Genomic DNA, 26,056 nt, shown 5'->3' with positions numbered 1-26,056 from the left:
TCCACTGACCGGTGGTTAGTCAAACCGCAGCTGCGGGACGACCTCTTTGACCTGCGCCAGGTAATCGGTACGGTCGGAACCGCTCAGCCCTTCGGTACGCGGCAGCTTAGCCGTCAGCGGGTTGACCGCCTGCTGGTTGATCCACACTTCATAGTGCAGGTGCGGCCCGGTAGAACGGCCGGTATTCCCCGACAGCGCGATACGATCGCCGCGCTTCACTTTCTGCCCCGGTTTCACCAGCAGCTTACGCAGGTGCATATAGCGGGTGGTATAGGTGCGACCGTGGCGGATAGCAACATAATACCCGGCAGCGCCGCTGCGCTTGGCCACTACCACTTCGCCATCACCCACTGCCAGCACCGGCGTCCCCTGCGGCATCGCGAAATCGACGCCACGATGCGGCGCGACGCGCCCGGTGACCGGATTCAGACGACGCGGGTTAAAGTTAGAGGAAACGCGGAACTGACGCGCCGTCGGGAAGCGCATAAAGCCTTTCGCCAGCCCCGTCCCGTTACGATCGTAGAATTTGCCGTCTTCGGCACGGATAGCATAGTAATCCTTACCGTCGGAGCGCAAACGCACGCCCAGCAGCTGACTTTGCTCGCGCTTGCCGTCGAGCATTTCGCGCGACATCAATACCGAGAACTCGTCGCCTTTTTTCAGCTTACGGAAATCCATCTGCCACTGCATGGCCTTGATCACCGCGCTGATTTCGGTACTGGTCAGGCCGGCATCGCGCGCGCTGGAGACAAAGCTGGCGCCGACGGTGCCCTTCAGCACATTGTTGACCCAGTCGCCTTTCTGCAGCTCGCTGCTCATTTTAAAACCGTTGTCCACACGGGTATAAGTGCGGGTTTCGCGGCGGGACATCTCCCAGGTCAGGCTCTGCAGATCGCCGTCCGCGGTCAGGGTCCAGGAGAGCTGCTGGCCAATCTTCAGATTACGCAGCTCTTTATCGGCGGAGGAAAGCTGGGCGATATCGCCCATATCGATACCGTACTGGTTCAGGATGCTGCTGAGCGTATCGCCAGTCGACACCACATATTCATGACCGCCGGCATCGGTATCGGCCTTCTCGTCGAGTTCATCCTGAGGAATGGCTTCTTCTTCCTGCGGGGCCTGGTCGATCGGCTCGGAGGCTTCCGGCAGCAGGGAACGGATCTCGCTTTTTTCCAGTTCAATGGTTCTGACGATGGGGGCGGATTCCGGGTGGTAAATGTAGGGTCGCCAGACGGCGACCGCTAAGGTAAGAACGCTAAGCGACCCCAACATGACGCGATGAGGTCGTGGCAGATTGTTGAATGCCTGAGTGACAGCGCGGGCTATCTGTTGCACGTATTCACTTCCTCGTTAATCTCCTTTCAGGCAGCTCGAATACTGATTCGCCAGCTGGGTCAGGAATTGCGGGTAACTCGCTTTACCCAACGTAATTCCAGTACCCAGCGGATCCAGGGTTCCCATGCGCACAGACGTGCCCCGGGCAACAGCTTCGATAACCGCTGGCCTGAACTGTGGCTCAGCAAAAACGCACGTGGCCTTCTGCTCAACCAGTTGTGTTCTGATTTCGTGTAAACGCTGCGCACCAGGCTGTATTTCAGGGTTGACGGTAAAGTGCCCCAGCGAGGTCAAACCGTAGTGTTTTTCAAAGTAACCGTAGGCGTCATGAAAAACGAAATAGCCCTTCCCTTTCAGCGGTGCCAGCTCATTGCTAACCTGCTTGTCAGTCGCCGCCAGCGCGGCCTCGAACTGCTGCAGGTTGCTGTCGAGTTTGGCTCGACTCTGCGGCATAAGTTCTAATAATTTATCGTGGATTGCAACCGCCGAAAGCCGCGCTATCTCTGGGGATAACCACAGATGCATATTGTAAATACCGTGATGGTGATCGCCGTCACTTTTTTCTGCTGCGCCGTGGTCATGACCATCATGATCGTCATCGTCATCCGCCCCGGTCATCAGCAGCGGCTTCACCCCTTCCAGCTCCGCGATGGTCACCTTTTTATTCGCCGCAATGCTTTGCGTCGACCTATCCATAAAGGCTTCCATTTCCGGCCCAATCCATACCACTAAGTCTGCGTTCTGTAAGCGTTTTACATCAGAAGGCCGCAGTGAATAGTCATGCTCTGAGGCGCCGTCGGGCAATAGCACCTGAGTATCTGTCACCCCATCGGCGATGGCGGCTGCGATAAAGCCCAGCGGTTTCATGGAAGTCACTACGGCGGCGCTGGCCAGCGGAACCTGCGCGAACAAAAAAACAGCGCCAAGTCCAGCGCAAAGAAGCGTATTTTTATGTAACATAATGCGTCTAGTCATCGAAACGAGTGAATGTGATGTGATATTATAACATTCACTAGCTTGTGCAACCCTAAATTATTATGACAAACCTTGTTACGCTGGAAAATGTGTCGGTGGCCTTTGGCCAACGCCGCGTGCTGTCTGACATTTCGCTGGCACTCACGCCAGGCAAAATATTAACCCTGCTGGGCCCGAACGGCGCCGGTAAATCGACCCTTGTGCGAGTGGTTCTGGGGCTGGTAGCACCAACAGAGGGTGTCATCAAGCGGGAAGACCGCCTGCGGATTGGCTACGTGCCGCAGAAGCTGCATCTTGACGCCACGCTGCCGCTGACCGTCAGCCGCTTCCTGCGTTTACGTCCAGGCACCCGCAAAGACGACATCCTGCCGGCGCTGAAGCGCGTGCAGGCCGGGCACCTGATCGACGCGCCGATGCAAAAACTTTCCGGCGGCGAAACCCAGCGCGTGCTGCTGGCCCGCGCCCTGCTCAATCGCCCGCAGCTGCTGGTGCTGGATGAACCGACCCAGGGCGTCGACGTCAATGGCCAGGTTGCGCTCTACGATCTTATCGACCAGCTGCGCCATGAGCTAGACTGCGCGGTGCTGATGGTCTCCCACGACCTGCATCTGGTCATGGCCAAAACCGACGAGGTATTGTGCCTGAACCAGCATATCTGCTGCTCCGGCGCACCAGAGGTCGTCTCAATGCATCCGGAGTTTATCTCCATGTTCGGCCCACGCGGCGCGGAACAGCTGGGGATCTACCGCCATCACCATAATCACCGCCACGATCTTCAGGGGCGAATTGTACTGCGTCGGGGAAACAGCCGCTAATGATTGAACTTTTGTTACCTGGCTGGCTGGCCGGGATGATGCTGGCCTGCGCCGCCGGCCCGCTGGGCTCCTTTGTGGTCTGGCGCCGTATGTCCTATTTCGGCGACACGCTGGCGCATGCCTCGCTGCTCGGCGTCGCTTTCGGTTTACTGCTGAACGTCAATCCGTTTTATGCGGTGATCGCCGTCACCCTGCTGCTGGCCGGCGGGCTGGTATGGCTGGAAAAACGGCCGCATCTGGCGATCGATACCCTGCTGGGCATCATGGCGCACAGCGCGCTCTCTCTGGGGCTGGTGGTGGTCAGTCTGATGTCTAACGTCCGCGTCGATCTGATGGCGTACCTGTTCGGCGATCTGCTGGCGGTCACCCCGCAGGACCTGATCGCCATTGCCATGGGCGTGGTGATTGTGATTGGCATTCTGCTCTGGCAGTGGCGGAATCTGCTGGCGATGACCATCAGTCCGGACCTGGCGTTTGTCGATGGCGTGAAGCTGCAGCGGGTCAAGCTGCTGTTGATGCTGGTCACCGCCCTGACTATCGGCGTGGCGATGAAGTTCGTCGGGGCGCTGATCATCACTTCCCTGCTGATTATCCCGGCCGCCACCGCCCGCCGTTTTGCCCGCACGCCGGAGCAGATGGCCGCCGTGGCGGTGGGCGTGGGCATGCTGGCCGTCACCGGCGGGTTAACCTTCTCGGCTTTCTACGACACACCGGCCGGTCCATCGGTGGTGCTGTGCGCCGCGGTGCTGTTTATTCTCAGCATGACGAAAAAAGCCGCCAGCTAAAAATGAAAAACCCGGTCGCGCTGCTGACCGGGTCTCCCGATGAACGACACATCCGTAGCGAACTACGGCATCTCCGGCGGCGTAATCCCGAAATGATTCCAGGCGCGCACCGTCGCCATTCTTCCCCGCGGCGTACGCTGCAGAAAACCCTGCTGAATTAAGTAGGGCTCCAGCACATCTTCAATGGTTTCCCGCTCTTCGCCAATCGCGGCGGCGAGGTTATCCAGCCCCACCGGTCCGCCGAAGAACTTATCTATCACCGCCAGCAGCAGCTTGCGGTCCATATAGTCGAACCCTTCCGCATCGACGTTGAGCATATCCAGCGCCTGGGCGGCAATGTCGGCGGAGATGGTGCCGTCGTGGCGCACTTCCGCGAAGTCACGCACCCGGCGCAGCAGACGGTTGGCAATACGCGGCGTGCCGCGTGAACGGCGGGCCACTTCCAGCGCGCCATCGTCGCTCATCTCCAGCCCCATATGGCGGGCGCTGCGGCTGACAATATGCTGCAGATCGGGGATCTGATAGAACTCCAGACGCTGCACGATGCCAAAGCGGTCGCGCAGCGGCGAGGTCAACGAACCGGCCCGGGTGGTGGCGCCAATCAGGGTAAACGGCGGCAGGTCGATTTTAATCGAGCGCGCCGCCGGACCTTCGCCAATCATGATATCCAGCTGGTAGTCTTCCATTGCCGGATAGAGCACCTCTTCCACCACCGGCGAGAGGCGATGGATCTCATCGATAAACAGCACATCGTGCGGTTCGAGGTTGGTGAGCATCGCGGCGAGATCGCCCGCTTTCTCCAGCACCGGGCCGGAGGTGGTACGCAGATTCACCCCCATTTCATTAGCGACGATATTGGCCAGGGTGGTTTTCCCCAACCCTGGCGGGCCAAAAATCAGCAGGTGATCGAGGGCGTCGCCGCGCAGCTTCGCCGCCTGGATAAAGATCTCCATCTGCGAACGCACCTGCGGCTGGCCGACATACTCTGCCAGCAATTTTGGGCGGATGGCGCGGTCAGCGGCCTCTTCGAAGCCGCTGCTGTCTGCCGATACCAGCCGGTCTGCTTCAATCATCCCTTACCTCACAACGCGGCGCGCAGCGCTTCGCGGATTAGCGTTTCACTGTTGGCATCCGGACGCGCGATCTTGCTGACCATCCGGCTGGCCTCCTGCGGTTTATAGCCCAGCGCGACCAGCGCGGCAACCGCTTCCTGCTCGGCATCGTCCGCCGTCGGGCCTGCCGGCGAGGTTAGCACCAGATCGGCCGCCGGGGTGAACAGATCGCCGTGAAGCCCTTTGAAGCGGTCTTTCATCTCGACGATCAGGCGTTCAGCGGTTTTTTTACCAATCCCCGGCAGCTTCACCAGCGAGGCGACCTCTTCCCGCTCAACGGCGTTGACGAACTGCTGCGCCGACATGCCGGAGAGGATCGCCAGCGCCAGCTTTGGCCCTACGCCGTTGGTTTTAATCAACTCTTTAAACAGGGTACGCTCCTGTTTATTGTTAAACCCATACAGCAGCTGGGCATCTTCACGCACCACAAAGTGGGTGAAGACAATCGCCTCCTGCCCGGCCTCCGGCAGCTCATAAAAGCAGGTCATTGGCATGTGCACTTCATAGCCGACGCCCGCCGTTTCCAGCAACACCAGCGGGGGTTGTTTTTCGAGAATGATGCCTCTGAGTCTGCCTATCACGTGGGGCTCCTGCGTTATGGTCTAAGTATCTGGCGGTATCATAAAAAAAGGCTGGATAGATATCCAGCCTGATTTGCGATTATCGTAAGCGCCCTCGCGCCAGATTGAGCCGGGTCTCGCTGATCTGAGCGGCATTCTGGCTGACATGGCAATGGGTGATGGCGATCGCCAGCGCATCCGCCGCATCCGCCTGCGGATTGGCAGGCAGCTTGAGCAAGGTGCGCACCATGTGCTGGACCTGACTCTTTTCAGCGCTGCCAATGCCGACAACCGTCTGCTTAACCTGGCGGGCGGCGTATTCAAACACCGGTAGCGACTGATTGGTTGCCGCCACGATCGCCACCCCGCGCGCCTGCCCGAGCTTTAACGCCGAGTCGGCATTCTTGGCCATAAAGACCTGCTCAATGGCGAAAAAGTCGGGCTGGAACTGGGTGATGATCTCCGTCACCCCGGCGTAGATCAGCTTCAGCCGCGACGGCAGATCGTCCACTTTGGTGCGGATACAGCCGCTGCCAAGGTAGCTCAGCTGCCGGCCGACCTGACGGATCACGCCATAACCGGTAACGCGCGACCCCGGGTCAATGCCGAGAATAATAGCCATCACGCGCCTCCGGTGAACCGTGGATGCGGCTGCATCACAGGGTGGCTGCGACCTCGTCGGAGATCTCGCCGTTATGGTACACTTCCTGCACGTCGTCGCAGTCTTCGAGCATATCGATCAGACGCAGCAGCTTCGGCGCCGTCTCGGCATCCATATCCGCTTTGGTGGACGGGATCATCGAGACTTCAGCAGCGTCGGCTTTCAGGCCAGCGGCTTCCAGCGCGTCGCGCACAGCACCCATCTCTTCCCACGCGGTGTAGACGTCGATGGCGCCGTCGTCATAGGTCACCACGTCTTCTGCGCCAGCTTCAAGCGCCGCTTCCATAATGGTGTCTTCATCGCCTTTCTCGAAGGAGATGACGCCTTTCTTGCTGAACAGGTAGGACACGGAGCCGTCGGTACCGAGGTTACCACCGGTTTTGGTGAAGGCGTGACGCACTTCCGCAACGGTACGGTTACGGTTGTCGGACAGACATTCCACCATCACCGCGGTGCCGCCAGGGCCATAGCCTTCGTAAATGATGGTTTCCATGTTCGCGTCTTCATCGCCGCCGACGCCGCGCGCGATGGCGCGGTTCAGGGTGTCGCGGGTCATGTTGTTAGACAGCGCTTTATCCACCGCCGCACGCAGACGCGGGTTGGACGCCGGATCGCCGCCGCCCAGACGCGCTGCGGTAACCAGTTCGCGAATGATTTTCGTAAAGATTTTACCGCGCTTGGCATCCTGTGCCGCTTTGCGGTGTTTGGTGTTGGCCCATTTACTATGACCTGCCATAAAAAACTCTCCAAAAAGCGCGCCCTTTCAGGCGGCGTTAATTACAAATTCTTCAATCGCCTGCCGGTTGCTCCACGACTTGGTCAGCGCAGCGGCTTCCGTCGCGCTGACCCAGCGGTAGGCCAGATGTTCGGTAAAGGTAATTTCCCGCTCATGAGGCAGCGCAAGACAGAACCAGAATTCCGTATTTCGCTCCACTCCCGGCGCATAGCGATGACGCAAATGAGAAAAGATCTCAAACTCCACCGTGCGCTGACAGTCGATTAAGGTCAGTTGCTCGCAGGCAACGTCAATGGCGACCTCTTCCTTTACTTCACGCGCGGCAGCCTGCAGCGCGGTCTCTCCTGCTTCCAGGCTGCCGGTGACCGACTGCCAGAACGCGGGATCGTCGCGCCGCTGCAACATCAGCACCCGTTTCGTATCTTCGGCGTAAATCACCACCAGCACCGAAACGGGCAGCTTAAATGACATATTACTTGTTCTCCAGAGACGCTTTTGCCTCTTTCTCCACAACCTGAATACCCAGTTCACCGAGCGCCGCCGGATTGGCGAAGCTTGGCGCTTCGGTCATCAGGCAGGCGGCCGCGGTGGTTTTCGGGAAAGCGATAACGTCGCGGATGTTATCGGTACCGGTCAGCAGCATGGTCAGACGGTCAAGACCGAACGCCAGGCCCGCATGCGGCGGGGTACCGTATTTCAGCGCATCGAGCAGGAAGCCGAATTTCTCACGCTGCTCTTGCTCGTTAATGCCCAGAATACCAAATACCGTCTGCTGCATGTCGCCGCGGTGGATACGCACCGAACCGCCGCCGACTTCATAACCGTTAATGACCATATCGTAGGCGTTGGCCACGGCCTCTTCCGGCGCAGCTTTCAGCTCGTCCGCCGTCATATCTTTCGGCGAGGTGAACGGATGGTGCATCGCCGTCAGGCCGCCTTCGCCGTCGTCTTCGAACATCGGGAAGTCGATCACCCACAGCGGCGCCCACTTGCTCTCGTCAGTCAGGCTCAGATCTTTGCCCAGCTTCAGACGCAGCGCGCCCAGCGCGTCGGCCACCACTTTCTTGTTGTCGGCGCCGAAGAAGATCATGTCTCCGTCCTGCGCGCCGGTGCGGTCGAGGATCGCTTCCACGATTTCAGCGGTCAGGAATTTGGCCACCGGGCTGTTGATCCCGTCCATGCCTTTGGCACGTTCGGTCACTTTAATATAGGCCAGCCCCTTCGCGCCGTAGATCTTGACAAAGTTGCCGTATTCGTCAATCAGCTTGCGGGTCAGAGAAGCCCCGCCCGGAACGCGCAGCGCCGCCACGCGCCCTTTCGGATCGTTGGCCGGGCCGGCAAAGACCGCGAACTCCACCGATTTCAGCAGGTCGGCGACGTCCACCAGCTCCATCGGGTTACGCAGATCCGGTTTATCGGAACCGTAGCGACGTTCGGCTTCGGCGAAGGTCATGATCGGGAAATCGCCCAGGTCGACGCCTTTAATCTCCAGCCACAGCTGACGCACCATCGCTTCCATGATCTCACGCACCTGCGGCGCGGTCATAAAGGAGGTTTCCACGTCGATCTGGGTAAATTCAGGCTGACGGTCGGCACGCAGGTCTTCATCGCGGAAGCATTTGACGATCTGATAGTAGCGGTCGAAGCCGGACATCATCAGCAGCTGTTTAAACAGCTGCGGCGACTGCGGCAGCGCGTAGAATTTGCCTTTATGCACGCGGGAAGGCACGAGGTAATCGCGGGCGCCTTCCGGGGTAGCTTTGGTCAGCATCGGGGTTTCGATGTCGAGGAAGCCATGGTCATCCATAAAGCGGCGCACAAAGCTGGTGATTTTCGCGCGGGTCTTCAGACGCTGCGCCATTTCCGGACGACGCAGGTCGAGGTAGCGGTATTTCAGACGCGCTTCTTCGGTGTTGACGTGATTGGAGTCCAGCGGCAGCGATTCTGAGCGGTTAATGATCGTCAGATCGGAAGCCAGCACTTCGATAGCGCCGGTGGCCATGTCCGCGTTGATGTTTTTCTCTTCACGCGCGCGAACGGTGCCAGTGACCTGAATGCAGAACTCATTACGCAGTTCAGAGGCTAACTTCAACGCATCCGCACGATCCGGATCGAAAAACACCTGAACGATGCCTTCGCGGTCGCGCATATCGATAAAAATGAGGCTACCGAGATCGCGACGGCGGTTGACCCAACCACACAGAGTCACCTGCTGCCCAACGTGGGACTGTCGAAGCTGTCCGCAATATTCTGTACGCATGAGATATCCCTTAACTTAGCCGTCGGCGGATTGTCGTCTGCCCTGCAGGCGACGAGGTCGCAGCTTTAGCTGATGTCACAACTGAATGAAAAAAGGCGGCTATTATACTGGAAATTCTGTCGTTCGATAAGTCCGACGCACGATGTACGCTGCTTTGCTGCGCGCTTAACGTCCACACTCACATAAATTAACAAAATTTGTTACCCTTTTGCTGAAGCCGCAAAGGTATTGTAGCCGCCTGACAACAGATGAAGATACGGGGATACCATGTTAGAACTCAATGCGAAAAACACGGCGCTGGTGGTGATCGATCTGCAGGAAGGCATTCTGCCTTTCGCCGGCGGCCCACATCGGGCTGACGAGGTGGTGGCGCGCGCCGCTCGCCTGGCAGACAAATGCCGGCAACAGGGTTCGCCGGTGATCATGGTCCGCGTCGGCTGGTCGGCCGATTTCGCCGAAGCGCTGAAACAGCCTGTCGACGCTCAGGCCGGGGCGCATACGCTGCCTGAGAACTGGTGGACCTATCCGGCCGCGCTGGGTAAACAAGAGCGCGATATCGAAGTGACCAAACGCCAGTGGGGCGCGTTCTATGGCACCGACCTTGAGCTTCAGCTGCGCCGCCGCGGTATCGACACCATTATTCTCTGCGGCATCTCCACCAACATCGGTGTCGAATCCACCGCCCGCAACGCCTGGGAGCTGGGCTTTAACCTGGTCATCGCCGAAGATGCCTGCAGCGCCGCCTCCGCCGAACAGCATCAGGGCAGCATGACGCATATTTTCCCGCGCATCGGCCGCGTGCGCAGCACCGAGGAGATCCTCGCCGCGTTATGATTTATATTGGGCTTCCCCAGTGGTCGCACCCGAAATGGGTGCGCCTTGGCATCACCAGCCTTGAAGAGTACGCCCGCCACTTCAATTGCGTCGAGGGCAACACCACCCTGTATGCGCTGCCCAAGCCGGAGATTGTCGCCCGCTGGTACGAGCAGACCCACGATGACTTCCGCTTCTGCTTTAAATTCCCGGCCACCATCTCGCACCAGGCCGCCCTGCGCCATTGCGACGAGTTAAGTAGTGAATTCTTCACCCGCCTGGCGCCGCTGGCCTCGCGCATCGGCCAGTACTGGCTGCAGCTGCCGGCGACCTTCGGTCCTCGCGATCTCCCCGCGCTATGGCATTTTCTCGACGGGCTGCCGAAGGATTTCACCTACGGCGTCGAGGTTCGTCACCCCGAATTCTTCGCCAAAGGCGAAGCGGAACAGCAGCTCAACCGCGGGCTGCACGAGCGCAACGTTAACCGCGTGATCCTCGATAGCCGCCCGGTCCACAGCGCTGCGGCCACCAGTCCGGCGATGATCGACGCGCAGAAAAAGAAACCCAAAGTGCCGGTACATGCGGTGATGACCGCCCGGCAGCCGATGGTACGCTTTATCGGCGGTGACGACATGGCCCACAACCGGGAACTGTTTCGCGTCTGGCTGCAGACCCTGCCGAAGTGGCATCAGTCTGGCACCCCGTGGCTGTTCCTGCATACCCCAGACATTGCTTACGCGCCGACGCTGGTCGATACGCTGTGGAGCGATCTGCGCACCGCCCTGCCGGCGGCAGGAAATGCGCCGTCGATTCCGCAGCAATCCTCCCTTTTCTGATATCCTGCTATCATAATCGGAGCCATCTGCCAGAGTTAAAGGGAGTTTTCGTATGGTCAGCGCGCTGTATGCCGTTTTAGGTGCGTTATTGTTAGTGAAGTTCTCGTTCGACGTGGTGCGGTTACGCACCCAATACCATGTAGGCTACGGTGACGGCGGCTTTAGCGAGCTGCAGGTCGCCATCCGCGTTCACGGCAATGCCGTCGAATATGTGCCGATTGGCCTCATTTTGCTGTTATTTATGGAGATGAACGGCGCCCAGACCTGGATGGTGCACGTTTGCGGCATTTTATTGATCCTCGGACGACTGATGCACTCCTGGGGTTTTCATCACCGTGTCTACCACTGGCGCCGCTCCGGCATGAGCGCCACCTGGTGCGCGTTGTTGCTGATGGTGCTGGCCAATCTCTGGTATATGCCCTGGGAGTTGGTTTTCTCCCTCCGTTAGCGCACAATACGCCGTTTTCGTTTTTTCGGGTTTAACGTTATGTCTCACCGCGATACGCTTTTTTCCGCGCCGATTGCCAGCCTCGGCGACTGGACCTTTGATGAACGGGTTGCTGAAGTCTTCCCCGATATGATCCAGCGCTCTGTGCCTGGCTACTCCAATATCATCTCGATGATCGGCATGCTGGCCGAGCGCTTCGTTCAGCCCCACACCCAGGTTTACGATCTTGGCTGTTCGCTGGGCGCCGCCACCCTCTCCGTGCGCCGCAATATTAGCCATCCGGGATGTCGCATTATCGCCATCGATAACTCCCCGGCGATGGTGGAGCGCTGCCGTCGCCATATTGACGCCTATAAAGCACCGACGCCGGTCGAGGTGATTGAAGGGGATATCCGCGATGTGGCCATTGAAAACGCCTCGCTGGTGATCCTGAACTTTACCATTCAGTTCCTTGAGCCGGGCGATCGCCAGGCGATCCTCAATAAAGTCTATCAGGGGCTGAATCCCGGCGGCGCGCTGGTGCTCTCGGAGAAATTTAGCTTCGAAGACGCCCACGTCGGCGAGCTGCTGTTCAATATGCATCATGACTTTAAGCGCGCGAACGGCTACAGCGAGCTGGAGATCAGTCAAAAACGCAGCATGCTGGAAAATGTAATGCTGACCGACTCTGTGGAAACCCATAAAAAACGCCTGCGTCAGGCTGGGTTCGAACATGCCGAACTGTGGTTCCAGTGCTTTAACTTTGGCTCGCTGGTGGCAGTAAAATCCGGGGAGCAGGCATGATCGACTTCAGTAACTTCTATCAGCTGATCGCCAAAAGCCCGCTGTCTCACTGGCTGGAGACGCTGCCTGCCCAGGTAGCCGCCTGGCAGCGCGAGGCCCTACACGGCAAGTTTCGCGAATGGGAGCGCGCCGTTGAGTTTCTTCCGGAATTAACGCCCTGGCGTCTGGACCTCCTGCACAGCGTCACCGCCGAAAGCGAAACGCCGCTCAGCGAAGGCCATCAGCTGCGGGTAGAAAACCTGCTTAAAAACCTGATGCCATGGCGCAAAGGGCCTTATTCGCTGTACGGCATCAACATCGATACCGAATGGCGCTCCGACTGGAAATGGGAGCGCGTCCTGCCGCACCTGTCCGATCTTAGCGGACGAACCATCCTCGACGTGGGCTGCGGCAGCGGCTATCACATGTGGCGGATGATCGGCGCCGGCGCGCATCTGGCGGTCGGCATCGATCCCACCCAGCTGTTCCTGTGTCAGTTTGAAGCGGTACGTAAGCTCCTCGGCAACGACCAGCGGGCGCATCTCCTGCCGCTGGGCATCGAGCAGTTGCCGGCGCTGGAGGCCTTCGACACCGTGTTCTCGATGGGCGTGCTCTACCACCGCCGCTCGCCGCTGGATCATCTGTGGCAGCTGAAAGATCAGCTGGCGCCGGGAGGCGAGCTGGTGCTGGAGACGCTGGTGGTCGAAGGGGATGAAAATACGGTGCTGGTTCCGGGCGACCGTTATGCGCAGATGCGCAACGTCTATTTTATCCCCTCGGCGGCGGCCCTGAAAATGTGGCTGGAGAAGTGCGGATTTATCGATGTGCGCATCGTCGACGCCTGCGTCACCTCGACGGAGGAGCAGCGGCGCACAGAATGGATGACCAGCGAATCGCTGGCCGATTTCCTCGACCCGCAGGATCAGCGCAAAACCGTGGAAGGCTATCCGGCGCCATTACGGGCTGTGATCATTGCCACTAAACCGGAAACCCAGCAATCGCTGGCAAAAAAAGCGAGATAAAAAAAGGCCCCTGTTTAATGGGCAGGGGCCTGGTACGGGCAATCATCATATTGGGCGACATGATGTGCAGCAAAAACCGTTTAACTTCTGTTAGCGGAAATTATCTTTTTCATCTCCGCCACCGCTGCGCCATTCACGGCGTAGCGCCTGTATTCGTCCGCATCGGGATCGGCTGACATCGAAACGCCTGGATGACGAAAGCGCATTTCCGATGGCAACCACTGGCCTGCAGAGCTATGAACCTCTTTCACCCCCGCCTGCAGAAACAGCGGCAGGTTCGCGGCGCGCACTCCCGCACCGGCCATAATGATTGGAGTATCCCCTGCGGCAATAAGTTCCGTAATTAATGAAATACCTTTCTCCGCCGAGGATTGCTGACCGGAAGTCAGGATACGTTTAACCCCCAGCTCACCCAGCGTCTCCCAGGCCTGACGCGGGTCGGCGCACAGATCGAACGCGCGATGAAAGGTCACCGCCAGCGGCCCGGCCGCAGCCATTATTTTTTTCATCCGCGGAATATCGACCTGACCATCGACATCCAGTACGCCGGTCACCAGCCCGGGAAAGCCGAGCTCCCGCACCATGCGGATGTCGCTAAGCATCGCGGCGAACTCCTCTTCGGTATAGCAGAAGTCGCCGCCACGCGGGCGGATAATCGGATGCACCGGGAGAGTAATCGCCTCGCGGACCGAGACCAGCACCCCGTAAGAGGGGGTTAATCCCCCTTCCTGCGGCGCGGCGCAGAGTTCAATACGATCGGCGCCGCAGCGCTCAGCTTCCCTGGCGCACGCCATGCTGTAACAACAAACTTCCAGTACCGCCATTCCTCACTCCCTGATCCAGACAACTTTCTTAGCATGTCATGATTTCACGCGGCAGACGCCGCGCAGCTTCACACTGTTACGTATCGGCTTGCTCGCTGGCGACGATTTGTTCAATAGACCACGGATGAAATTTGACCGTCACGCTGCCGTCGGTGACCGCCAGGGTGGGATTCGGCAGGCGCTCGTGTTCCCCTTTCGGCGAGCTGGTTTTGACGACGATCCCCGGCTGGCTGAGTCCACCATCGGCCAACAGCGCCAGCGCGCGGGCATTTAAGGTTGCCGGATCGCCAGGCAGGACAATTTCAATATGCTCCCAGCCTTCATGGGGATAACGCTTTTCACCCGGCCACGGCAGCTCAATGATATGGAAGCGCCAGTGCGCCACGCAGACCGGCTCCGCCAGTTTAAACAGACAGATAGACCGGCCGTTGATCATATTCTCCGACAGCAGGGTTCCGCACTGTTCCAGACCGCGGCGCCAGCGTTCCGCCGTGGTATTCTGATGACAGCGCAGGGAGATATGGTCGGCGTCGAGCCCGGCGATCTCCAGTCCCAGTCGCGCAGTGAAGCGCTGAAGCGCATCGGAAAATCGCGGGAGATCCGCCGTAATATCGGCCAGTTGTTCAATTTGCTGCCAGTTTGCCATGGGTTTGCTCGTCAATGATGCTCGTCAGTAATGAAAAGGTAATTTACCGTGTTTCGGTCTGCGGACCAACCGCCGCCCTGCTGATGGGCAACTGAACGGCGATGGATTGCGCACGCCGCCGCGCCGCGCGCAATGCTGACGGACGGGGACAAATGCAGTATACTCCCGCCCTAATTTGTCCACATTATGGCGCTGCCTCCCTCGGGGGCAGGCGCATTACACGTAAGGTATTCCGGTGAATATTCAGGCTCTTCTCTCAGAAAAAGTCAGCCAGGCCCTGATCGCGGCAGGCGCGCCTGCCGATTGCGAACCTCAGGTCCGCCAGTCAGCAAAAGTTCAGTTCGGTGACTATCAGGCCAACGGCGTGATGGCTGTCGCCAAAAAACTGGGCATGGCGCCGCGACAACTTGCAGAGCAGGTACTGTCTCATCTTGACCTCAACGGCATTGCCAACAAGGTTGAAATCGCCGGGCCGGGCTTTATCAATATTTTCCTCGATCCCGCGTTTCTGGCGGACAACGTCAACCGCGCGCTGCAGTCTGAGCGCCTGGGCGTCACGAAACCGCAGGCGCAGACTATCGTCGTCGACTACTCGGCACCCAACGTAGCGAAAGAGATGCATGTTGGCCATCTGCGTTCGACCATCATTGGCGATGCTTCAGTCCGTACCCTGGAGTTCCTGGGTCATAAGGTGATCCGCGCCAACCACGTCGGCGACTGGGGCACCCAGTTCGGTATGCTGATCGCGTATCTGGAAAAACAGCAGCAGGAAAACGCCGGTGAGATGGCCCTGGCCGACCTCGAGGGTTTCTATCGCGAAGCGAAAAAGCACTACGACGAAGACGAAGCCTTCGCCGAGCGCGCACGTAGCTACGTGGTTAAACTGCAGGGCGGCGATCAGTACTTCCTGCAGATGTGGCGTAAGCTGGTCGACATCACCATGTCGCAAAACCAGATCACCTACGATCGCCTGAATGTGACGCTGACCCGCGATGACGTAATGGGTGAGAGCCTGTACAACCCGATGCTGCCGGGGATCGTCGCCGATCTGAAAGCCAAAGGGCTGGCCGTCGAGAGCGAAGGCGCCACCGTGGTGTTCCTTGATGAGTACAAAAACAAGGAAGGCGAACCGATGGGCGTCATCATCCAGAAAAAGGATGGCGGCTACCTTTACACCACCACCGATATCGCCTGCGCAAAGTATCGCTATGAAACGCTGCACGCCGACCGCGTGCTCTATTACATCGACTCTCGTCAGCACCAGCACCTGATGCAGGCGTGGACCATCGTGCGTAAAGCAGGCTACGTGCCGGACTCTGTGCCGCTGGAGCACCATATGTTCGGTATGATGCTGGGGAAAGACGGCAAGCCGTTTAAAACCCGCGCCGGCGGTACCGTGAAGCTGGCCGATCTGCTGGACGAAGCGCTGGAGCGCGCCCGTCGCCTGGTAGCGGAGAAAAACCCGGACATGTCGGCTGACGAGCTGGAAAATCTGGCGAAAGTGGTCGGTATCGGCGCGGTGAAATATGCCGATCTGTCGAAAAACCGCACCACCGATTACGTTTTTGACTGGGATAATATGCTGGCGTTCGAAGGCAACACCGCGCCGTATATGCAGTATGCCTATACCCGCGTGCTCTCCGTCTTCCGCAAAGCCGGCATCGACGAAAACGCGATGAACGACGCGCCGGTGGTCATCGCCGAAGATCGCGAAGCCCAGCTGGCCGCGCGCCTGCTGCAGTTTGAAGAGACCCTCTCCGTGGTCGCTCGCGAAGGGACGCCGCACGTGATGTGCGCCTACCTGTACGATCTGGCGGGGCTATTCTCCGGCTTCTACGAGCATTGCCCGATCCTCAGCGCGGAAAGCGAAGAGACCCGCAACAGCCGCCTGAAGCTGGCGCTGTTGACGGCGAAAACCCTCAAGCTGGGTCTCGATACCCTGGGTATCGAAACCGTAGAGCGTATGTAACAAACAACCCGGCGAAAGCCGGGTTAGTTTTATTCGGCGCCCCGTCAGCGGGGCCCCTGCTCAGAAATATTTACGCAGATACTCGGTCAGACAAAGGATCGCCATCGCCTGGCCATAGGGCATCGAGGTAAGCGGGATCTGGCGATAAAAATCGAGGTCTGACCCCATTCCGGTGCCAAACGAGGTCTGCAGCAGCTCCCCCTGCGGCGAAATATTGTGCACAATCCCGCGAATCGCTTTTTCAGCCACTCCGGCATAGTGCTGCCCGACGTAACGCTTGCGCACCGCTTTGAGAATGCCGTAGGCAAAGCCGGCGGTCGCCGAGGCCTCAGGATAAGAGTGCGGATCGTCCAGCAGGGTATGCCACAGGCCGCTGTCGTCCTGGCATTTTGCTAAGGCGGCAATCTGTGCGTCGAGTACCGTCATCAGATAACGCCGTACCGCGTTCCCCTCGGGGAGATCCACCAGCTCCAGAAAATCCGGGATCACCATGGTGAGCCAGCTGTTGCCCCGCGCCCAGCGCGCCCGGGCAAAGTTGTGCCGTCCCTCATAGTTCCAGCCGTGAAACCACAGCCCGGTCTCCCGGTCCATCAGGTTCTGCACATGGAGCAGGAACTGGTAGGTCGCCTCCTCCACATACTGTGGGCGGTGAAGCAGCTTGCCAATTTTGGCTAACGGCAACACGGTCATCATCAGCGTGTCATCCCACATTTGCTGATGGTTCTCCTCCGCCAGAGTCATGTGCTGCATGCCGCCCTGTTCGGTGCGCGGCATCTCGTACATCGCCCACTCCGCCCAGCTCTCCAGCCACGGCAGATACGCCATCCGGCCAGTCTCTTCAAAGCGGTATGCCAGGGTCAGGAACGGGGCCATCGTATTGACGTTTTTGGTCGTTGCTCCCTCGGCGAAGCGGTCGGCAAACCAGCGGTCGATGATATCGCGCATCTCGATATCGCCGGTTTGCTGATAATACTGATAGATGCCGTACAGCCCAACCCCGTGGGTCCACTCCCAGCCGGCCCAGCCTTTGGTATCGATCACGCGCCCGTCATCGAGGCGCAGTAAAAATTGCCCGCTCTCATCCTTAATGTTCACCAGGTTTTGCGTCACGTTGCGGATCAGAGCCTGCAGTTCGCTGCGGGCGATAAAACGCTCAGGCTGACACAGTAATGGGCTATGTTTGACCGGCCAAACTTTCATGTTGTTAACCTCGGGTGTATGTCGAATTTAAAGCACCGCCCTGGTTGAGCCCCGGGGCAGCAGGTTTATGACGATTCAGATAGCCAATATTGTTATTGCCCCACAGGCAGTCGTAAGGCATCCCCGCCAGCATCTCGACCACCGCGCGGTGTTCTGCAATGGTCTGTTCCGGCTGGGCACAGCCGAGATCGCGCATTCTGAGGGTTTCACTGCGCAGGATGCTGTGGGTGTGCAGGTTGAGCTTGAAGCGTAGCGAGACGAGGAAGCCGCAGGCTAACACCACCAGGGTGCCGACGCTGAGGATCAGTAAAATGGTATGGCTCACGCCTGGCGGTTGTATTTTTTGCCCGGAGACAAACCCTGACAGCTGCATGATGATACCCACCAGCATGACCGCCCCCGCCTGCGAGGCTTTGCGGGTCAGCGTCATGATGCCGGCAAAAATTCCTTCGCGGCGCTGGCCGGTGATCGCCTCGTCGACGTCGGCAATATAGGTGTAGGTATTCCACGGTACGTAGTTAATCCCGCCGCGTCCCAGTCCGGCGACAGCAGAGATGAGCAGCAGTAAGGAATAGACGTCGCTCAGTCCGGCGTAATAGAGCAGCGCATACGAGAGCGAGCTCAGGCCAAACAGGACCACCACCATGCGGTAGGACGGCGCCGGGCCAAAGCGAATGCACAACGGGATCATGGCGATCACCGCAATAAACTGGAAGATGGCCATCGTCCCGAGCAGATTCGAGGCGACAGAGGCTTCCTGCATCAGGACAAAGACCACGTAGTAGGTAAACACGGCATTGAAGACGTCCTGGGCGATATAGCCCCCCAGATACATGCCGAGGTGCTGGCGGAAAATTTTTATCCGCAGCGTGGAGCTTAGCTCAATCACCAGGCGATTGAGGCTCTGAGCGAGGGTTAAGTTTTGTTTTTCCGCTTCCGCCCGCAGCGCCGCCTCTGACCACGCCTCACGCGGCCGTTCCCACGTGAAGCACCAGACGAAGGTCAGCATCACCGCACACAGGACCGAGAACACCAGACTGGCATAAAAGAATGAGCTGGCATTGTCTTTCCCGAGCCAGGTGAGGAGGATCCCCGGCAGAAAGGAGGCTAAAATCGCCGACATTTGCGCCATCGAGATGCGCGCGCCAGAAAATTTGGTTTTCTGTTTAAAGTCATCAGTCATCTCTGGCACCAGCGTTTCGTAGGGCACCAGAATCATGGTGTAAACCATATCAAACAGCAGATAGGTGACGAGGTAGTACCAGAAGCCCATCTCGCCGACCCACATCGCTGAATAGCTGAATACGCACGGAATGCCGAGCAGAATAAAGAATTTTCTGCGGCCGAAGCGCTTTCCGAGCCAGGTGGTGCCGAAGTTATCGGTGAGAAAGCCCATCAGCGGGCTCACCACCGCATCCAGCACGCGGGCAGCAGCAAAAATAAGCGTGGCCTCAATCGGGGTCAGTCCGCAGAAGGTCGTGTAAAAGTAGAGTAGCCATGCGGCAGTTAGCGCTGTCGTGCCGGCGCCGAGAAAATCGCCCGCGCCGTAGGCCAGGTAGTTAGCCAGTCCAATTTTTCGTGTTTTCATCGCCGTGATCCTGTGTCTTTTATTAAAAGAACGCCGACAATCGTTCCGGATTTGCCACCGGAAGGGAGTGGGTACCTGGCTACACTAAAAGCAGTGAAACGACGTTACCTTTGTGTTTTTGCCACGGAACAACTGCCGGTGGCAAAATGACAAAGAGACGATGTCTCTACTTCACTCATTTATAAAACAGCATTTCTTTTAAATAAAAAGGCAGGTTCATTTATGTGATCTTGTGGGGAAAACACGGACTGGCGAAGAGCGTCGCAAATCACGGGAGCAACCCTTGCGCCGCTGGGGAAACAGGAGTAAAGAAAGAAGGGTTATTCCGCGTATCTCAAGGAGGCCAGATGCCTTATTCACATCTGCTGGTTGCCGTCGCGCCAACGCCGGAGAGTCAGATATTAATTAAAAAAGCGGTGTCGATTGCCCGCCCCGTTAACGCGAAAGTGAGCTTTATTACCTTCGCCACGGATCCGGAAATGTATAACCAGTTCGCCGCACCGATGATGGAAAATCTGCGTGAGCTGATGCAGGAAGAAACGCGGGAGTTTCTCAATGAGCTGGCTCGTCAGGCGGACTACCCGATAGAAAAAATGACCATCGCCTGCGGCGAACTGGGTCACCATGTCAAAGACTTTTGCCAGTCGCACAAGGTTGATCTGGTGATCTGCGGCAATCACAACCACTCGCTTTTCTCGCGCGCCACCTGCTCGGCGAAAAATATCGTCGGCAGTAGCGGCGTCGATGTTCTGCTGGTTTCCCTTGAAAAGGGCTAACGCCGGTTAGCCCTTTTCCTGAACTAGGCCAGTTTAGGGAAGGTGGCTATCTTCCCCCGCAGGCGGCTCTCCTCGCTGCGCGGCGAAATATGCTGCAGATCGTCGACAAAACGCGCCTGCCAGTTATGAATATCATTCTCTCTGATCACGTCCAGCATCGCGGAATGACGGGCGATACGTTCCGGCAGCGGCATGCTGAGAGCACGATCCAGCGCGGTGGCAACCTCATCGCGATCGTAAGGGTTGACGATCAGCGCGCTGGTCAGCTCCTGCGCCGCCCCGGCAAACTGCGACAGGACCAGCACCCCGGGGTTATCCGGATCCTGCGCTGCGACGTATTCTTTCGCCACCAGGTTCATGCCATCACGCAGCGGCGTCACCAGCCCGACGTCAGAGTAGCGGAAGACCTTCATCAGCAGCTTACGGTCAAAATGCTGGTTCAGGTAGTAGAGCGGGGTCCAGCCAAGCTGGCCAAACTGGCCATTGATGCGTCCGGCTGCAGTTTCCAGCTGGTGACGAATATCCTGATAGGCCTGTACATCGCCACGGGAAGTGGGCGCGATCTGGGTATAACGGATCTTGCCATGATGTTGAGGGTACTTCTCAAGCAGCGTCTCATAGGCGAGGAATCGCTCCGGCAACCCTTTCGAGTAGTCAAGCCGCTCCACGGAGAAAATATTCTTCACATTTTTCAGCTCATTCTTCAGCTGAGCCAGCTTCGGCGGCAGCGGGCCTTTGGCGTTGCGCGTAATTTCGTCCGGATCGATCCCAATCGGATAAACCTCGGTACTGAACGCCTTACCCCATGCCTGATAGCGTTTGTCCCCGAGATCGGAGAGTCGGGTCTGCATGGCAATGCTGTCAAGAAAGGCGGTTCTGTCGCTTTCGGTCTGGAAGCCCAGCAGATCGTAATCGCACAGTTGCTCCAGCAGCTCGGCATGCGGCGGTAGCGCGTTAAAAATCTCCGGCGTCGGGAATGGAATATGCAAAAAGAAGCCGATCCGGTTGTTCACTCCGCGCTTACGCAGTTCACTGGCGAACGGCAGCAGATGGTAATCATGGATCCACAGCGTATCGTCTGGCTCGATCAGCGGCAGAAGCTTGTCCGCCAGCATCGCGTTGACCCGCAGATATCCCTCCCAGGCTTCGCGCTGGAAGCTGACCAGGTCAAGACGATAGTGGAAGGCCGGCCACAGCACGGCGTTGGAAAACTGGTTGTAATATTCATCATGGTCCCGTTCATTCAGGTTGAACGACGCCCAGGAGATATTTCCGCGGGAGACCTGCTTCAGCGGCTGCTGGTCATCGCCAATTTCGCCGCTCCAGCCAAACCACAGACCCCCCGCCGCTTTCAGTGCCCCCAGGATGCCGACGGCCAGACCGCCAGCGCTCGATTTTTTATCGTCCGGTAAGGCGATACGGTTAGAGACTACGACTAAACGACTCATGGTCATCCCTCCTTTCGGTTTGCGCGTCATACGCCAGATGTTGCAACCACGTCCTTACAGCGGCGGCATCCGCCAACCGCCAGTGCGCCTGAGTTTCCCCGGCGCCGACTTTTACCGACATTCCCTGCAGTTGATTAACCACGCTAAATCCCGCCTCATCGGTCAAATCATCGCCGACAAAAACCGGTTCGCGGCCGGCAAACGGCGCCTCCTGCATGAAGGCGCTGATCGCCTCCCCTTTGTTCACTCCGCGGGGTTTAATCTCCACCACGCATTTACCCAGCTGCAATGCCAGCAGCGGGTAGCGCTGAACGATGCGCTGAGCCAGCTCCAGTACTGCGCTCTGCTGCTGCGGAGCCTGGCGGTAGTGCAGCGCGAAGGCCATCTCTTTACTCTCCAGCTCGCAGCCGGGGAGCCCCTGCAGCGCCGAGGTCAGCTCAGTCGCGATTTCATCGCGCAGCGCCGACGGCAGAGAAACGATATAGGTTTTACCATTGATATCACGGCGTTCTGCCCCGTGAACGCCGGCCAGCGGTAGCCGCCAGGGATGGGTTAGCGCGTCAAGTTCAGCCATTGAGCGCCCTGAAATCAATGCCACCGCCCCACCCTGCTGCTGGGCCAGCGCGTTGAGCGCCTGCAACGTGTTGTCGGGTATCACCACCTGATCGGGGTGCGGTTGGATATCGGCAAGAGTACCGTCGAGGTCAAAGAAAAAAGCGTAGTTTCCGGTTAGCGCAGGCGGTACAGATATCTGGTTATCCACCCTGTTTCCTCCTTATCATGGCCAGCCGAAGCTGGTTGTTAATTATATGTTAGCCATGTAAGTATAGACAGTGTGACCAACCTCGCCATTTTTGATAGTTACCGCCAGCGAAACGGGCGCTGGCGGTAATTACTCTGTAGACTTAAAAGTTATGCCTGAAATCAGGCCGCGCGTTTGGCTTTTTGTTTGTAGCGGTCAAAAATCACCGCCGCCAGCAGGATCACACCGCGCACGACGTATTGTGAGAAAGGCGAGATGTTCAGCAGGTTCATCGCGTTCTCCACGGTCCCGAGGATCAGGATCCCGGCGACCACGTAGGAGATCTTGCCGATCCCGCCCTTCAGCGATACCCCGCCCAGCACGCAGGCTGAAATAACAATCAGCTCATAGCCAATCGAGGTCATCGGCTGGCCGCTGGTCATCCGCGACGCCAGAATGATCCCCGCGGCGGCCGATACCAGACCAGAGAGCACAAAGATAATAATCTTGGTGCGCACCACCGGGACCCCGGCCAGACGCGCCGCCTCTTCATTGCCGCCAATAGCCAGCGTATTACGGCCAAAGGTGGTTTTGTTTAGTAATAATCCGAAAACCACCAGGCAGGCGACCGTCAGCCAGATTGGCGCCGGCAGACCAAACCAGTTGGCGTAGCCGAGAGTGAAGAAGCGCTCATCTTCGATCCCCACCGCTTTCCCGTCGGAGATAATGTAGGCCAGGCCCCGGACGATTTGCATCGTCGCGAGGGTGGTGATCAGGGCGTTAATCTTCAGGCGCGCAATGACAAAGCCGTTGACCAGACCACTGACCGCGCCCAGCAGCAGGCCGGCGACAATCCCCAGCCACAGGCTTTCGCTCAGGTTAATCACCACCGCGGTAGTGACCCCGGCACAGGCGATAACCGACGCCACCGACAGGTCAAAATCGCCGGAGGCCAGGCAGAAGAGCATGCCGCAGGCCACCATTCCGGACATCGAGATCGCCAGCCCCAGCCCCTTCATATTGACGAATGAGGCAAAGTTGGGCACAAAAATTACGCAGCCGATAAACAGCACAGCAAACACCACCAGCATGCCAAACTGATCCCAAATGCGGGCAAAGCTAAAGGCAGAGCGGGTAGCGCCGGACGTAGTCACTGATGACATCATTTACTCCTTACTCAGGCGACAGCCTGACTCACTTTTGGCATCGCAAGGCTTAACGCCTGCTGTTCATTGGCTTCTTCATGCAGCAGTTCGCCGGCGATTTGCCCCTCGCGCATCACCACGATGCGGTCAGCGACGCCCAGCACTTCCGGCAGGTCGCTGGAGGCAAACACCACGGCAACACCTGAGGCGGCGAGGCCATATATCACGTTGTAAATTTCATGTTTGGCGCCGACGTCGATGCCGCGGGTGGGCTCATCGAGCAGGATCACCTTCATCTCTTCCGACAGCCAGCGGCCAAGGATCGCTTTCTGCTGGTTGCCGCCCGACAGGTTCATGATCAGCTGTTCCGGGCCAGGCGTTTTAATGTTCAGCGACTGGATATGCTGATCGGCATTGTCTGCCTCCCAGGCGTTGTTGATCAGGCAGCCAGCGTGAATATGCTTGCGCCGGGCGCTGATATTGATATTGTCGCGTACGGAGTGAACCGGAATAATCCCCTCTGCTTTGCGATCTTCCGGGCACAGCATCATCCCGGCCTGGATGGCCTGGGCCGGTTTACGAATGTCGACGGGCTGGCCATCGATATACACCTGACCGCCGGTGATCCGGGTGCCGCCAAATAAGCCTTTCATCAGTTCGCTGCGCCCGGCGCCCACCAGCCCGAACAGGCCGACGATTTCGCCACTGCGTACCGAGAGGCTGACCGGCGTACGCACGCCCGGTGCTTTGACCTCCTCCAGACGCAGCCGCTCTTCGCCATAGGGGCGAGGTTTCCAGCCGTATATATCGCCCAGATTGCGCCCCACCATCGCCTGAACCAGGGCGTCATGACTGACGCTCGGCATATCGTCAAAAGTGCAGACATAGCGGCCATCCTTAAAGACGGTGATGGCATCGCTGAGGGCAAAAATTTCTTCCATCCGGTGCGAAACATAGATGATGACTCGCCCCTCCTCCCGCAGTTCGCGGATAACGCGAAACAGATTGTCTATCTCGCGGGCGGAGAGCGAACTGGTCGGTTCATCGAAAGCGATGATCTTGGCATTGCGCGCCAGCGCTTTGGCAATCTCCACCATCTGCCACTGGCCTATAGAGAGATACTTCAGCGGCGTCTCCGGATCGATATCCAGCCCCAGATGTTCCAGCTGCAGGCGGGCCTCATAGTTGAGCAACGATCGGTTGACGATACCGCCTCTGTGCGGTAGCTGGCCAAGATAGATATTTTCGGCGACGGTCATCTCCGGGATCAGATGCAGCTCCTGGTAGATAATCGCCACGCCGGCGTTCAGCGCCTCCATGGTATTGCTGAACGCCATCTGCTGGCCGCCGATCTGCAGGTGGCCAGCGGTCGGAATATAGTTGCCGCTGAGAATTTTCAGCAGCGTCGATTTGCCTGCGCCATTTTCACCCATCAGCGCGTGGATCTGTCCGGGGTAGCAGTCAAAACTGATATCGGACAAAGCCTTTACGCCAGGGAACGTCATGGTGATGCCGCGAAATGAGAGATAAGGGGTAGACTGTTGCATAACGACTCCGCTCTTCAGCACTCAGCCCCCGCCGCGGCGGGGGCCAGTTCAACCGGGCTGTTACAGCCCTTTTTTCGCCAGCTCTTCTTTGAAGTTATCGCGGGTAATCAGCACCACATCGGTCACCGCCGTGAACTTCGGCGGCTCAACGCCCTTAGTGACCCAGTTGTAGAGCATTTCGCTGGTTTTATAGCCATGAATATCCGGGCTTGGCAGCAGGGAACCATAGAAGCCGGTCGGTTGCGCCTTCGACAGTTCGTTGACCGCATCCACACCGTTGATGCCGATGCCAATCACATCCGGTGCTTTAAAGCCCTGGCCTTCAGTGGCACGCACGCCGCCGAGCACGGTGTTGTCGTTCATCCCCACGATCAGCCAGTGTTTCACCTGCGGGTGCTGGACCAGCATGGAGTTACCGGCGTCAAACGCCCCCGGGATATCGTTAGATTTTGTCGGCACGCGGTAGATTTGCGCGTCCGGGAAGCCGGCTGCCTTCAGGGCATCGATGGAGCCGGTGGTGCGACGACGGGCGGTGTCCAGCTCATCGGCGGTGATAGCCATCACCGCGGTGTCTTTAACATCCCAGCCGCGTTTTTGCATCTCTTTATAGAGTTCCTGCCCCTGGCGGGCGCCGATTTCGCTGGCCGCCATCATCACCAGCGGTACGCTCTCCATCGGTTTGCCTTTCGCATTGACGAACTGGTCATCGACGGTAATGACCTTCATGTCATAGCCGCGCGCTTTGGCGACAATCGCCGACCCGAGCTTGGGATCGGGGGTACAGATGACAAAGCCCTTCGCGCCGCTGGCTGCCAGGCTGTCGATTGCGTTGAGGGTTTTCTCACCATCCGGAACCGCAATTTTAATGACGTCAAACCCTAAATCTTTTCCTGCTTTATCAGCAAATTTCCACTCAGTCTGGAACCATGGCTCTTCCGGCTGCTTCACCAGAAAACCCAGTTTCAAATTTTCCGCCATAGCTGATTGTGACATAACCGCAGCGAGACCAATGGCCGCCAGCGCTTTAGTAAATTTGTGCATGGTAAACTCC

Annotated in this window: 26 protein-coding genes; 9 read left to right on the top strand and 17 right to left on the bottom strand. The window is 58.2% G+C overall.

Translation table 11 applies throughout. The features are described 5' to 3' along the window. Positions 1 to 15 precede the first annotated feature (15 nt). Positions 16 to 1,335: a murein DD-endopeptidase MepM gene (gene mepM / locus SP68_RS09155; protein ID WP_012541251.1), complete on the bottom strand. Its 1,320-nt coding sequence runs from the start codon at positions 1,333 to 1,335 to the stop codon at positions 16 to 18. Positions 1,336 to 1,350: 15 nt separating this feature from the next. Then, complete coding sequence (znuA, locus tag SP68_RS09150; RefSeq protein ID WP_008804251.1) at positions 1,351 to 2,295, bottom strand: zinc ABC transporter substrate-binding protein ZnuA; 945 nt, start codon at positions 2,293 to 2,295, stop codon at positions 1,351 to 1,353. 110 nt (positions 2,296 to 2,405) lie between these two features. Here znuA and znuC point away from each other — a divergent pair, with 110 nt between their 5' ends. Both znuC and znuB read left to right on the top strand, forming a co-directional pair. Next, entirely contained in the window at positions 2,406 to 3,125 is a 720-nt protein-coding gene (gene znuC / locus SP68_RS09145; protein WP_229531798.1) for a zinc ABC transporter ATP-binding protein ZnuC, read from the top strand. Then, complete coding sequence (gene znuB / locus SP68_RS09140) at positions 3,125 to 3,910, top strand: zinc ABC transporter permease subunit ZnuB (protein ID WP_022066253.1); 786 nt, start codon at positions 3,125 to 3,127, stop codon at positions 3,908 to 3,910. Before znuC ends, znuB begins: the two co-directional genes overlap by 1 nt. 62 nt (positions 3,911 to 3,972) lie before the next feature. Here znuB and ruvB read toward each other — a convergent pair whose 3' ends face one another. The 6 genes from ruvB to aspS all read right to left on the bottom strand — a co-directional run bounded on the left by ruvB (position 3,973) and on the right by aspS (position 9,239). Then, positions 3,973 to 4,983: a Holliday junction branch migration DNA helicase RuvB gene (ruvB, locus tag SP68_RS09135; RefSeq protein WP_004203409.1), complete on the bottom strand. Its 1,011-nt coding sequence runs from the start codon at positions 4,981 to 4,983 to the stop codon at positions 3,973 to 3,975. 8 nt (positions 4,984 to 4,991) lie between these two features. Continuing rightward, positions 4,992 to 5,603 carry a Holliday junction branch migration protein RuvA gene (ruvA, locus tag SP68_RS09130; RefSeq protein ID WP_002911454.1) on the bottom strand — a complete coding sequence of 204 codons (612 nt, stop codon included), beginning with the start codon at positions 5,601 to 5,603 and terminating at the stop codon, positions 4,992 to 4,994. Positions 5,604 to 5,682: 79 nt separating this feature from the next. Beyond that, positions 5,683 to 6,204 (bottom strand): crossover junction endodeoxyribonuclease RuvC, encoded by a 522-nt coding sequence (gene ruvC / locus SP68_RS09125; protein WP_004203412.1) that lies wholly within the window; start codon positions 6,202 to 6,204, stop codon positions 5,683 to 5,685. Positions 6,205 to 6,238: 34 nt separating this feature from the next. Continuing rightward, positions 6,239 to 6,979, bottom strand: a complete 741-nt coding sequence (locus tag SP68_RS09120; protein ID WP_002911459.1) for a YebC/PmpR family DNA-binding transcriptional regulator — start codon at positions 6,977 to 6,979, stop codon at positions 6,239 to 6,241. Between the two features lie 27 nt (positions 6,980 to 7,006). Beyond that, on the bottom strand, positions 7,007 to 7,450 hold the full coding sequence (nudB, locus tag SP68_RS09115; RefSeq protein ID WP_002911477.1) for a dihydroneopterin triphosphate diphosphatase: 444 nt from the start codon (positions 7,448 to 7,450) through the stop codon (positions 7,007 to 7,009). A 1-nt stretch (position 7,451) separates the two neighbouring features. After that, positions 7,452 to 9,239 (bottom strand): aspartate--tRNA ligase, encoded by a 1,788-nt coding sequence (gene aspS, locus SP68_RS09110; RefSeq protein WP_004203416.1) that lies wholly within the window; start codon positions 9,237 to 9,239, stop codon positions 7,452 to 7,454. A gap of 267 nt (positions 9,240 to 9,506) precedes the next feature. Here aspS and SP68_RS09105 point away from each other — a divergent pair, with 267 nt between their 5' ends. Genes SP68_RS09105 through cmoB form a run of 5 tightly spaced genes read left to right on the top strand, consistent with a single transcriptional unit; the run spans position 9,507 to position 13,120 of the window. Next, a complete protein-coding gene (locus SP68_RS09105) occupies positions 9,507 to 10,073 on the top strand; it encodes a hydrolase (RefSeq protein WP_022066254.1) in 567 nt (188 codons plus the stop codon). After that, positions 10,070 to 10,888: a DUF72 domain-containing protein gene (locus SP68_RS09100; protein WP_022066255.1), complete on the top strand. Its 819-nt coding sequence runs from the start codon at positions 10,070 to 10,072 to the stop codon at positions 10,886 to 10,888. Before SP68_RS09105 ends, SP68_RS09100 begins: the two co-directional genes overlap by 4 nt. A gap of 52 nt (positions 10,889 to 10,940) precedes the next feature. Further along, positions 10,941 to 11,336, top strand: a complete 396-nt coding sequence (locus tag SP68_RS09095; protein WP_004203421.1) for an MAPEG family protein — start codon at positions 10,941 to 10,943, stop codon at positions 11,334 to 11,336. Between the two features lie 39 nt (positions 11,337 to 11,375). Beyond that, the gene (cmoA, locus tag SP68_RS09090; protein WP_004203422.1) at positions 11,376 to 12,119 is read left to right on the top strand and encodes a carboxy-S-adenosyl-L-methionine synthase CmoA; all 744 of its coding nucleotides are present in this window, start codon (positions 11,376 to 11,378) and stop codon (positions 12,117 to 12,119) included. Further along, positions 12,116 to 13,120 (top strand): tRNA 5-methoxyuridine(34)/uridine 5-oxyacetic acid(34) synthase CmoB, encoded by a 1,005-nt coding sequence (gene cmoB, locus SP68_RS09085; protein WP_032456324.1) that lies wholly within the window; start codon positions 12,116 to 12,118, stop codon positions 13,118 to 13,120. Before cmoA ends, cmoB begins: the two co-directional genes overlap by 4 nt. 80 nt (positions 13,121 to 13,200) lie before the next feature. Here cmoB and cutC read toward each other — a convergent pair whose 3' ends face one another. Next, positions 13,201 to 13,944 (bottom strand): copper homeostasis protein CutC, encoded by a 744-nt coding sequence (gene cutC, locus SP68_RS09080; protein ID WP_022066256.1) that lies wholly within the window; start codon positions 13,942 to 13,944, stop codon positions 13,201 to 13,203. Positions 13,945 to 14,020: 76 nt separating this feature from the next. Beyond that, a complete protein-coding gene (locus SP68_RS09075; RefSeq protein ID WP_022066257.1) occupies positions 14,021 to 14,590 on the bottom strand; it encodes a VOC family protein in 570 nt (189 codons plus the stop codon). Between the two features lie 235 nt (positions 14,591 to 14,825). Between SP68_RS09075 and argS the strand changes: the two genes are divergently transcribed. Then, complete coding sequence (gene argS / locus SP68_RS09070) at positions 14,826 to 16,559, top strand: arginine--tRNA ligase (RefSeq protein ID WP_012541245.1); 1,734 nt, start codon at positions 14,826 to 14,828, stop codon at positions 16,557 to 16,559. Between the two features lie 60 nt (positions 16,560 to 16,619). Here argS and bglB read toward each other — a convergent pair whose 3' ends face one another. Continuing rightward, positions 16,620 to 17,759: a beta-galactosidase BglB gene (gene bglB, locus SP68_RS09065; RefSeq protein ID WP_022066259.1), complete on the bottom strand. Its 1,140-nt coding sequence runs from the start codon at positions 17,757 to 17,759 to the stop codon at positions 16,620 to 16,622. 4 nt (positions 17,760 to 17,763) lie between these two features. Continuing rightward, positions 17,764 to 19,347, bottom strand: coding sequence for an MFS transporter (locus SP68_RS09060; RefSeq protein WP_022066260.1), 1,584 nt, complete (start codon positions 19,345 to 19,347; stop codon positions 17,764 to 17,766). A gap of 347 nt (positions 19,348 to 19,694) precedes the next feature. On the opposite strand from SP68_RS09060, the gene uspC reads away from it, so the two are divergent. Beyond that, entirely contained in the window at positions 19,695 to 20,123 is a 429-nt protein-coding gene (uspC, locus tag SP68_RS09055; protein WP_008804235.1) for a universal stress protein UspC, read from the top strand. A gap of 23 nt (positions 20,124 to 20,146) precedes the next feature. Here uspC and otsA read toward each other — a convergent pair whose 3' ends face one another. From otsA to SP68_RS09030, 5 genes are all read right to left on the bottom strand, one after another. Next, positions 20,147 to 21,571 (bottom strand): alpha,alpha-trehalose-phosphate synthase, encoded by a 1,425-nt coding sequence (gene otsA, locus SP68_RS09050; protein ID WP_012967674.1) that lies wholly within the window; start codon positions 21,569 to 21,571, stop codon positions 20,147 to 20,149. Continuing rightward, positions 21,546 to 22,334 carry a trehalose-phosphatase gene (gene otsB, locus SP68_RS09045; RefSeq protein ID WP_008804233.1) on the bottom strand — a complete coding sequence of 263 codons (789 nt, stop codon included), beginning with the start codon at positions 22,332 to 22,334 and terminating at the stop codon, positions 21,546 to 21,548. The genes otsA and otsB overlap by 26 nt, the downstream gene beginning before the upstream one ends. A 161-nt stretch (positions 22,335 to 22,495) precedes the next feature. Then, a complete protein-coding gene (gene araH, locus SP68_RS09040; protein WP_022066261.1) occupies positions 22,496 to 23,476 on the bottom strand; it encodes an L-arabinose ABC transporter permease AraH in 981 nt (326 codons plus the stop codon). Between the two features lie 14 nt (positions 23,477 to 23,490). Next, positions 23,491 to 25,005, bottom strand: coding sequence for an L-arabinose ABC transporter ATP-binding protein AraG (araG, locus tag SP68_RS09035; protein WP_012967672.1), 1,515 nt, complete (start codon positions 25,003 to 25,005; stop codon positions 23,491 to 23,493). Positions 25,006 to 25,065: 60 nt separating this feature from the next. Beyond that, positions 25,066 to 26,046: an arabinose ABC transporter substrate-binding protein gene (locus tag SP68_RS09030; RefSeq protein ID WP_002911518.1), complete on the bottom strand. Its 981-nt coding sequence runs from the start codon at positions 26,044 to 26,046 to the stop codon at positions 25,066 to 25,068. Positions 26,047 to 26,056: the final 10 nt, after the last annotated feature.

Source organism: Klebsiella variicola, assembly GCF_000828055.2.
GTDB lineage: Bacteria > Pseudomonadota > Gammaproteobacteria > Enterobacterales > Enterobacteriaceae > Klebsiella > Klebsiella variicola.
Note: the sequence above shows the minus strand (reverse complement) of the source record. Positions and strands in the feature narration are given on the sequence as shown.

Excerpts from the sequence above, each read along its gene's own strand:
- znuA (WP_008804251.1), bottom strand. The coding sequence starts at position 2,295 with ATGTTACATAAAAATACGCTTCTTTGCGCTGGACTTGGCGCTGTTTTT.
- znuB (WP_022066253.1), top strand. The coding sequence starts at position 3,125 with ATGATTGAACTTTTGTTACCTGGCTGGCTGGCCGGGATGATGCTGGCC.
- ruvB (WP_004203409.1), bottom strand. The coding sequence starts at position 4,983 with ATGATTGAAGCAGACCGGCTGGTATCGGCAGACAGCAGCGGCTTCGAA.
- ruvC (WP_004203412.1), bottom strand. The coding sequence starts at position 6,204 with ATGGCTATTATTCTCGGCATTGACCCGGGGTCGCGCGTTACCGGTTAT.
- SP68_RS09120 (WP_002911459.1), bottom strand. The coding sequence starts at position 6,979 with ATGGCAGGTCATAGTAAATGGGCCAACACCAAACACCGCAAAGCGGCA.
- nudB (WP_002911477.1), bottom strand. The coding sequence starts at position 7,450 with ATGTCATTTAAGCTGCCCGTTTCGGTGCTGGTGGTGATTTACGCCGAA.
- aspS (WP_004203416.1), bottom strand. The coding sequence starts at position 9,239 with ATGCGTACAGAATATTGCGGACAGCTTCGACAGTCCCACGTTGGGCAG.
- SP68_RS09105 (WP_022066254.1), top strand. The coding sequence starts at position 9,507 with ATGTTAGAACTCAATGCGAAAAACACGGCGCTGGTGGTGATCGATCTG.
- SP68_RS09100 (WP_022066255.1), top strand. The coding sequence starts at position 10,070 with ATGATTTATATTGGGCTTCCCCAGTGGTCGCACCCGAAATGGGTGCGC.
- SP68_RS09095 (WP_004203421.1), top strand. The coding sequence starts at position 10,941 with ATGGTCAGCGCGCTGTATGCCGTTTTAGGTGCGTTATTGTTAGTGAAG.
- cmoA (WP_004203422.1), top strand. The coding sequence starts at position 11,376 with ATGTCTCACCGCGATACGCTTTTTTCCGCGCCGATTGCCAGCCTCGGC.
- cmoB (WP_032456324.1), top strand. The coding sequence starts at position 12,116 with ATGATCGACTTCAGTAACTTCTATCAGCTGATCGCCAAAAGCCCGCTG.
- cutC (WP_022066256.1), bottom strand. The coding sequence starts at position 13,944 with ATGGCGGTACTGGAAGTTTGTTGTTACAGCATGGCGTGCGCCAGGGAA.
- SP68_RS09075 (WP_022066257.1), bottom strand. The coding sequence starts at position 14,590 with ATGGCAAACTGGCAGCAAATTGAACAACTGGCCGATATTACGGCGGAT.
- bglB (WP_022066259.1), bottom strand. The coding sequence starts at position 17,759 with ATGAAAGTTTGGCCGGTCAAACATAGCCCATTACTGTGTCAGCCTGAG.
- SP68_RS09060 (WP_022066260.1), bottom strand. The coding sequence starts at position 19,347 with ATGAAAACACGAAAAATTGGACTGGCTAACTACCTGGCCTACGGCGCG.
- uspC (WP_008804235.1), top strand. The coding sequence starts at position 19,695 with ATGCCTTATTCACATCTGCTGGTTGCCGTCGCGCCAACGCCGGAGAGT.
- otsA (WP_012967674.1), bottom strand. The coding sequence starts at position 21,571 with ATGAGTCGTTTAGTCGTAGTCTCTAACCGTATCGCCTTACCGGACGAT.
- araH (WP_022066261.1), bottom strand. The coding sequence starts at position 23,476 with ATGTCATCAGTGACTACGTCCGGCGCTACCCGCTCTGCCTTTAGCTTT.
- araG (WP_012967672.1), bottom strand. The coding sequence starts at position 25,005 with ATGCAACAGTCTACCCCTTATCTCTCATTTCGCGGCATCACCATGACG.
- SP68_RS09030 (WP_002911518.1), bottom strand. The coding sequence starts at position 26,046 with ATGCACAAATTTACTAAAGCGCTGGCGGCCATTGGTCTCGCTGCGGTT.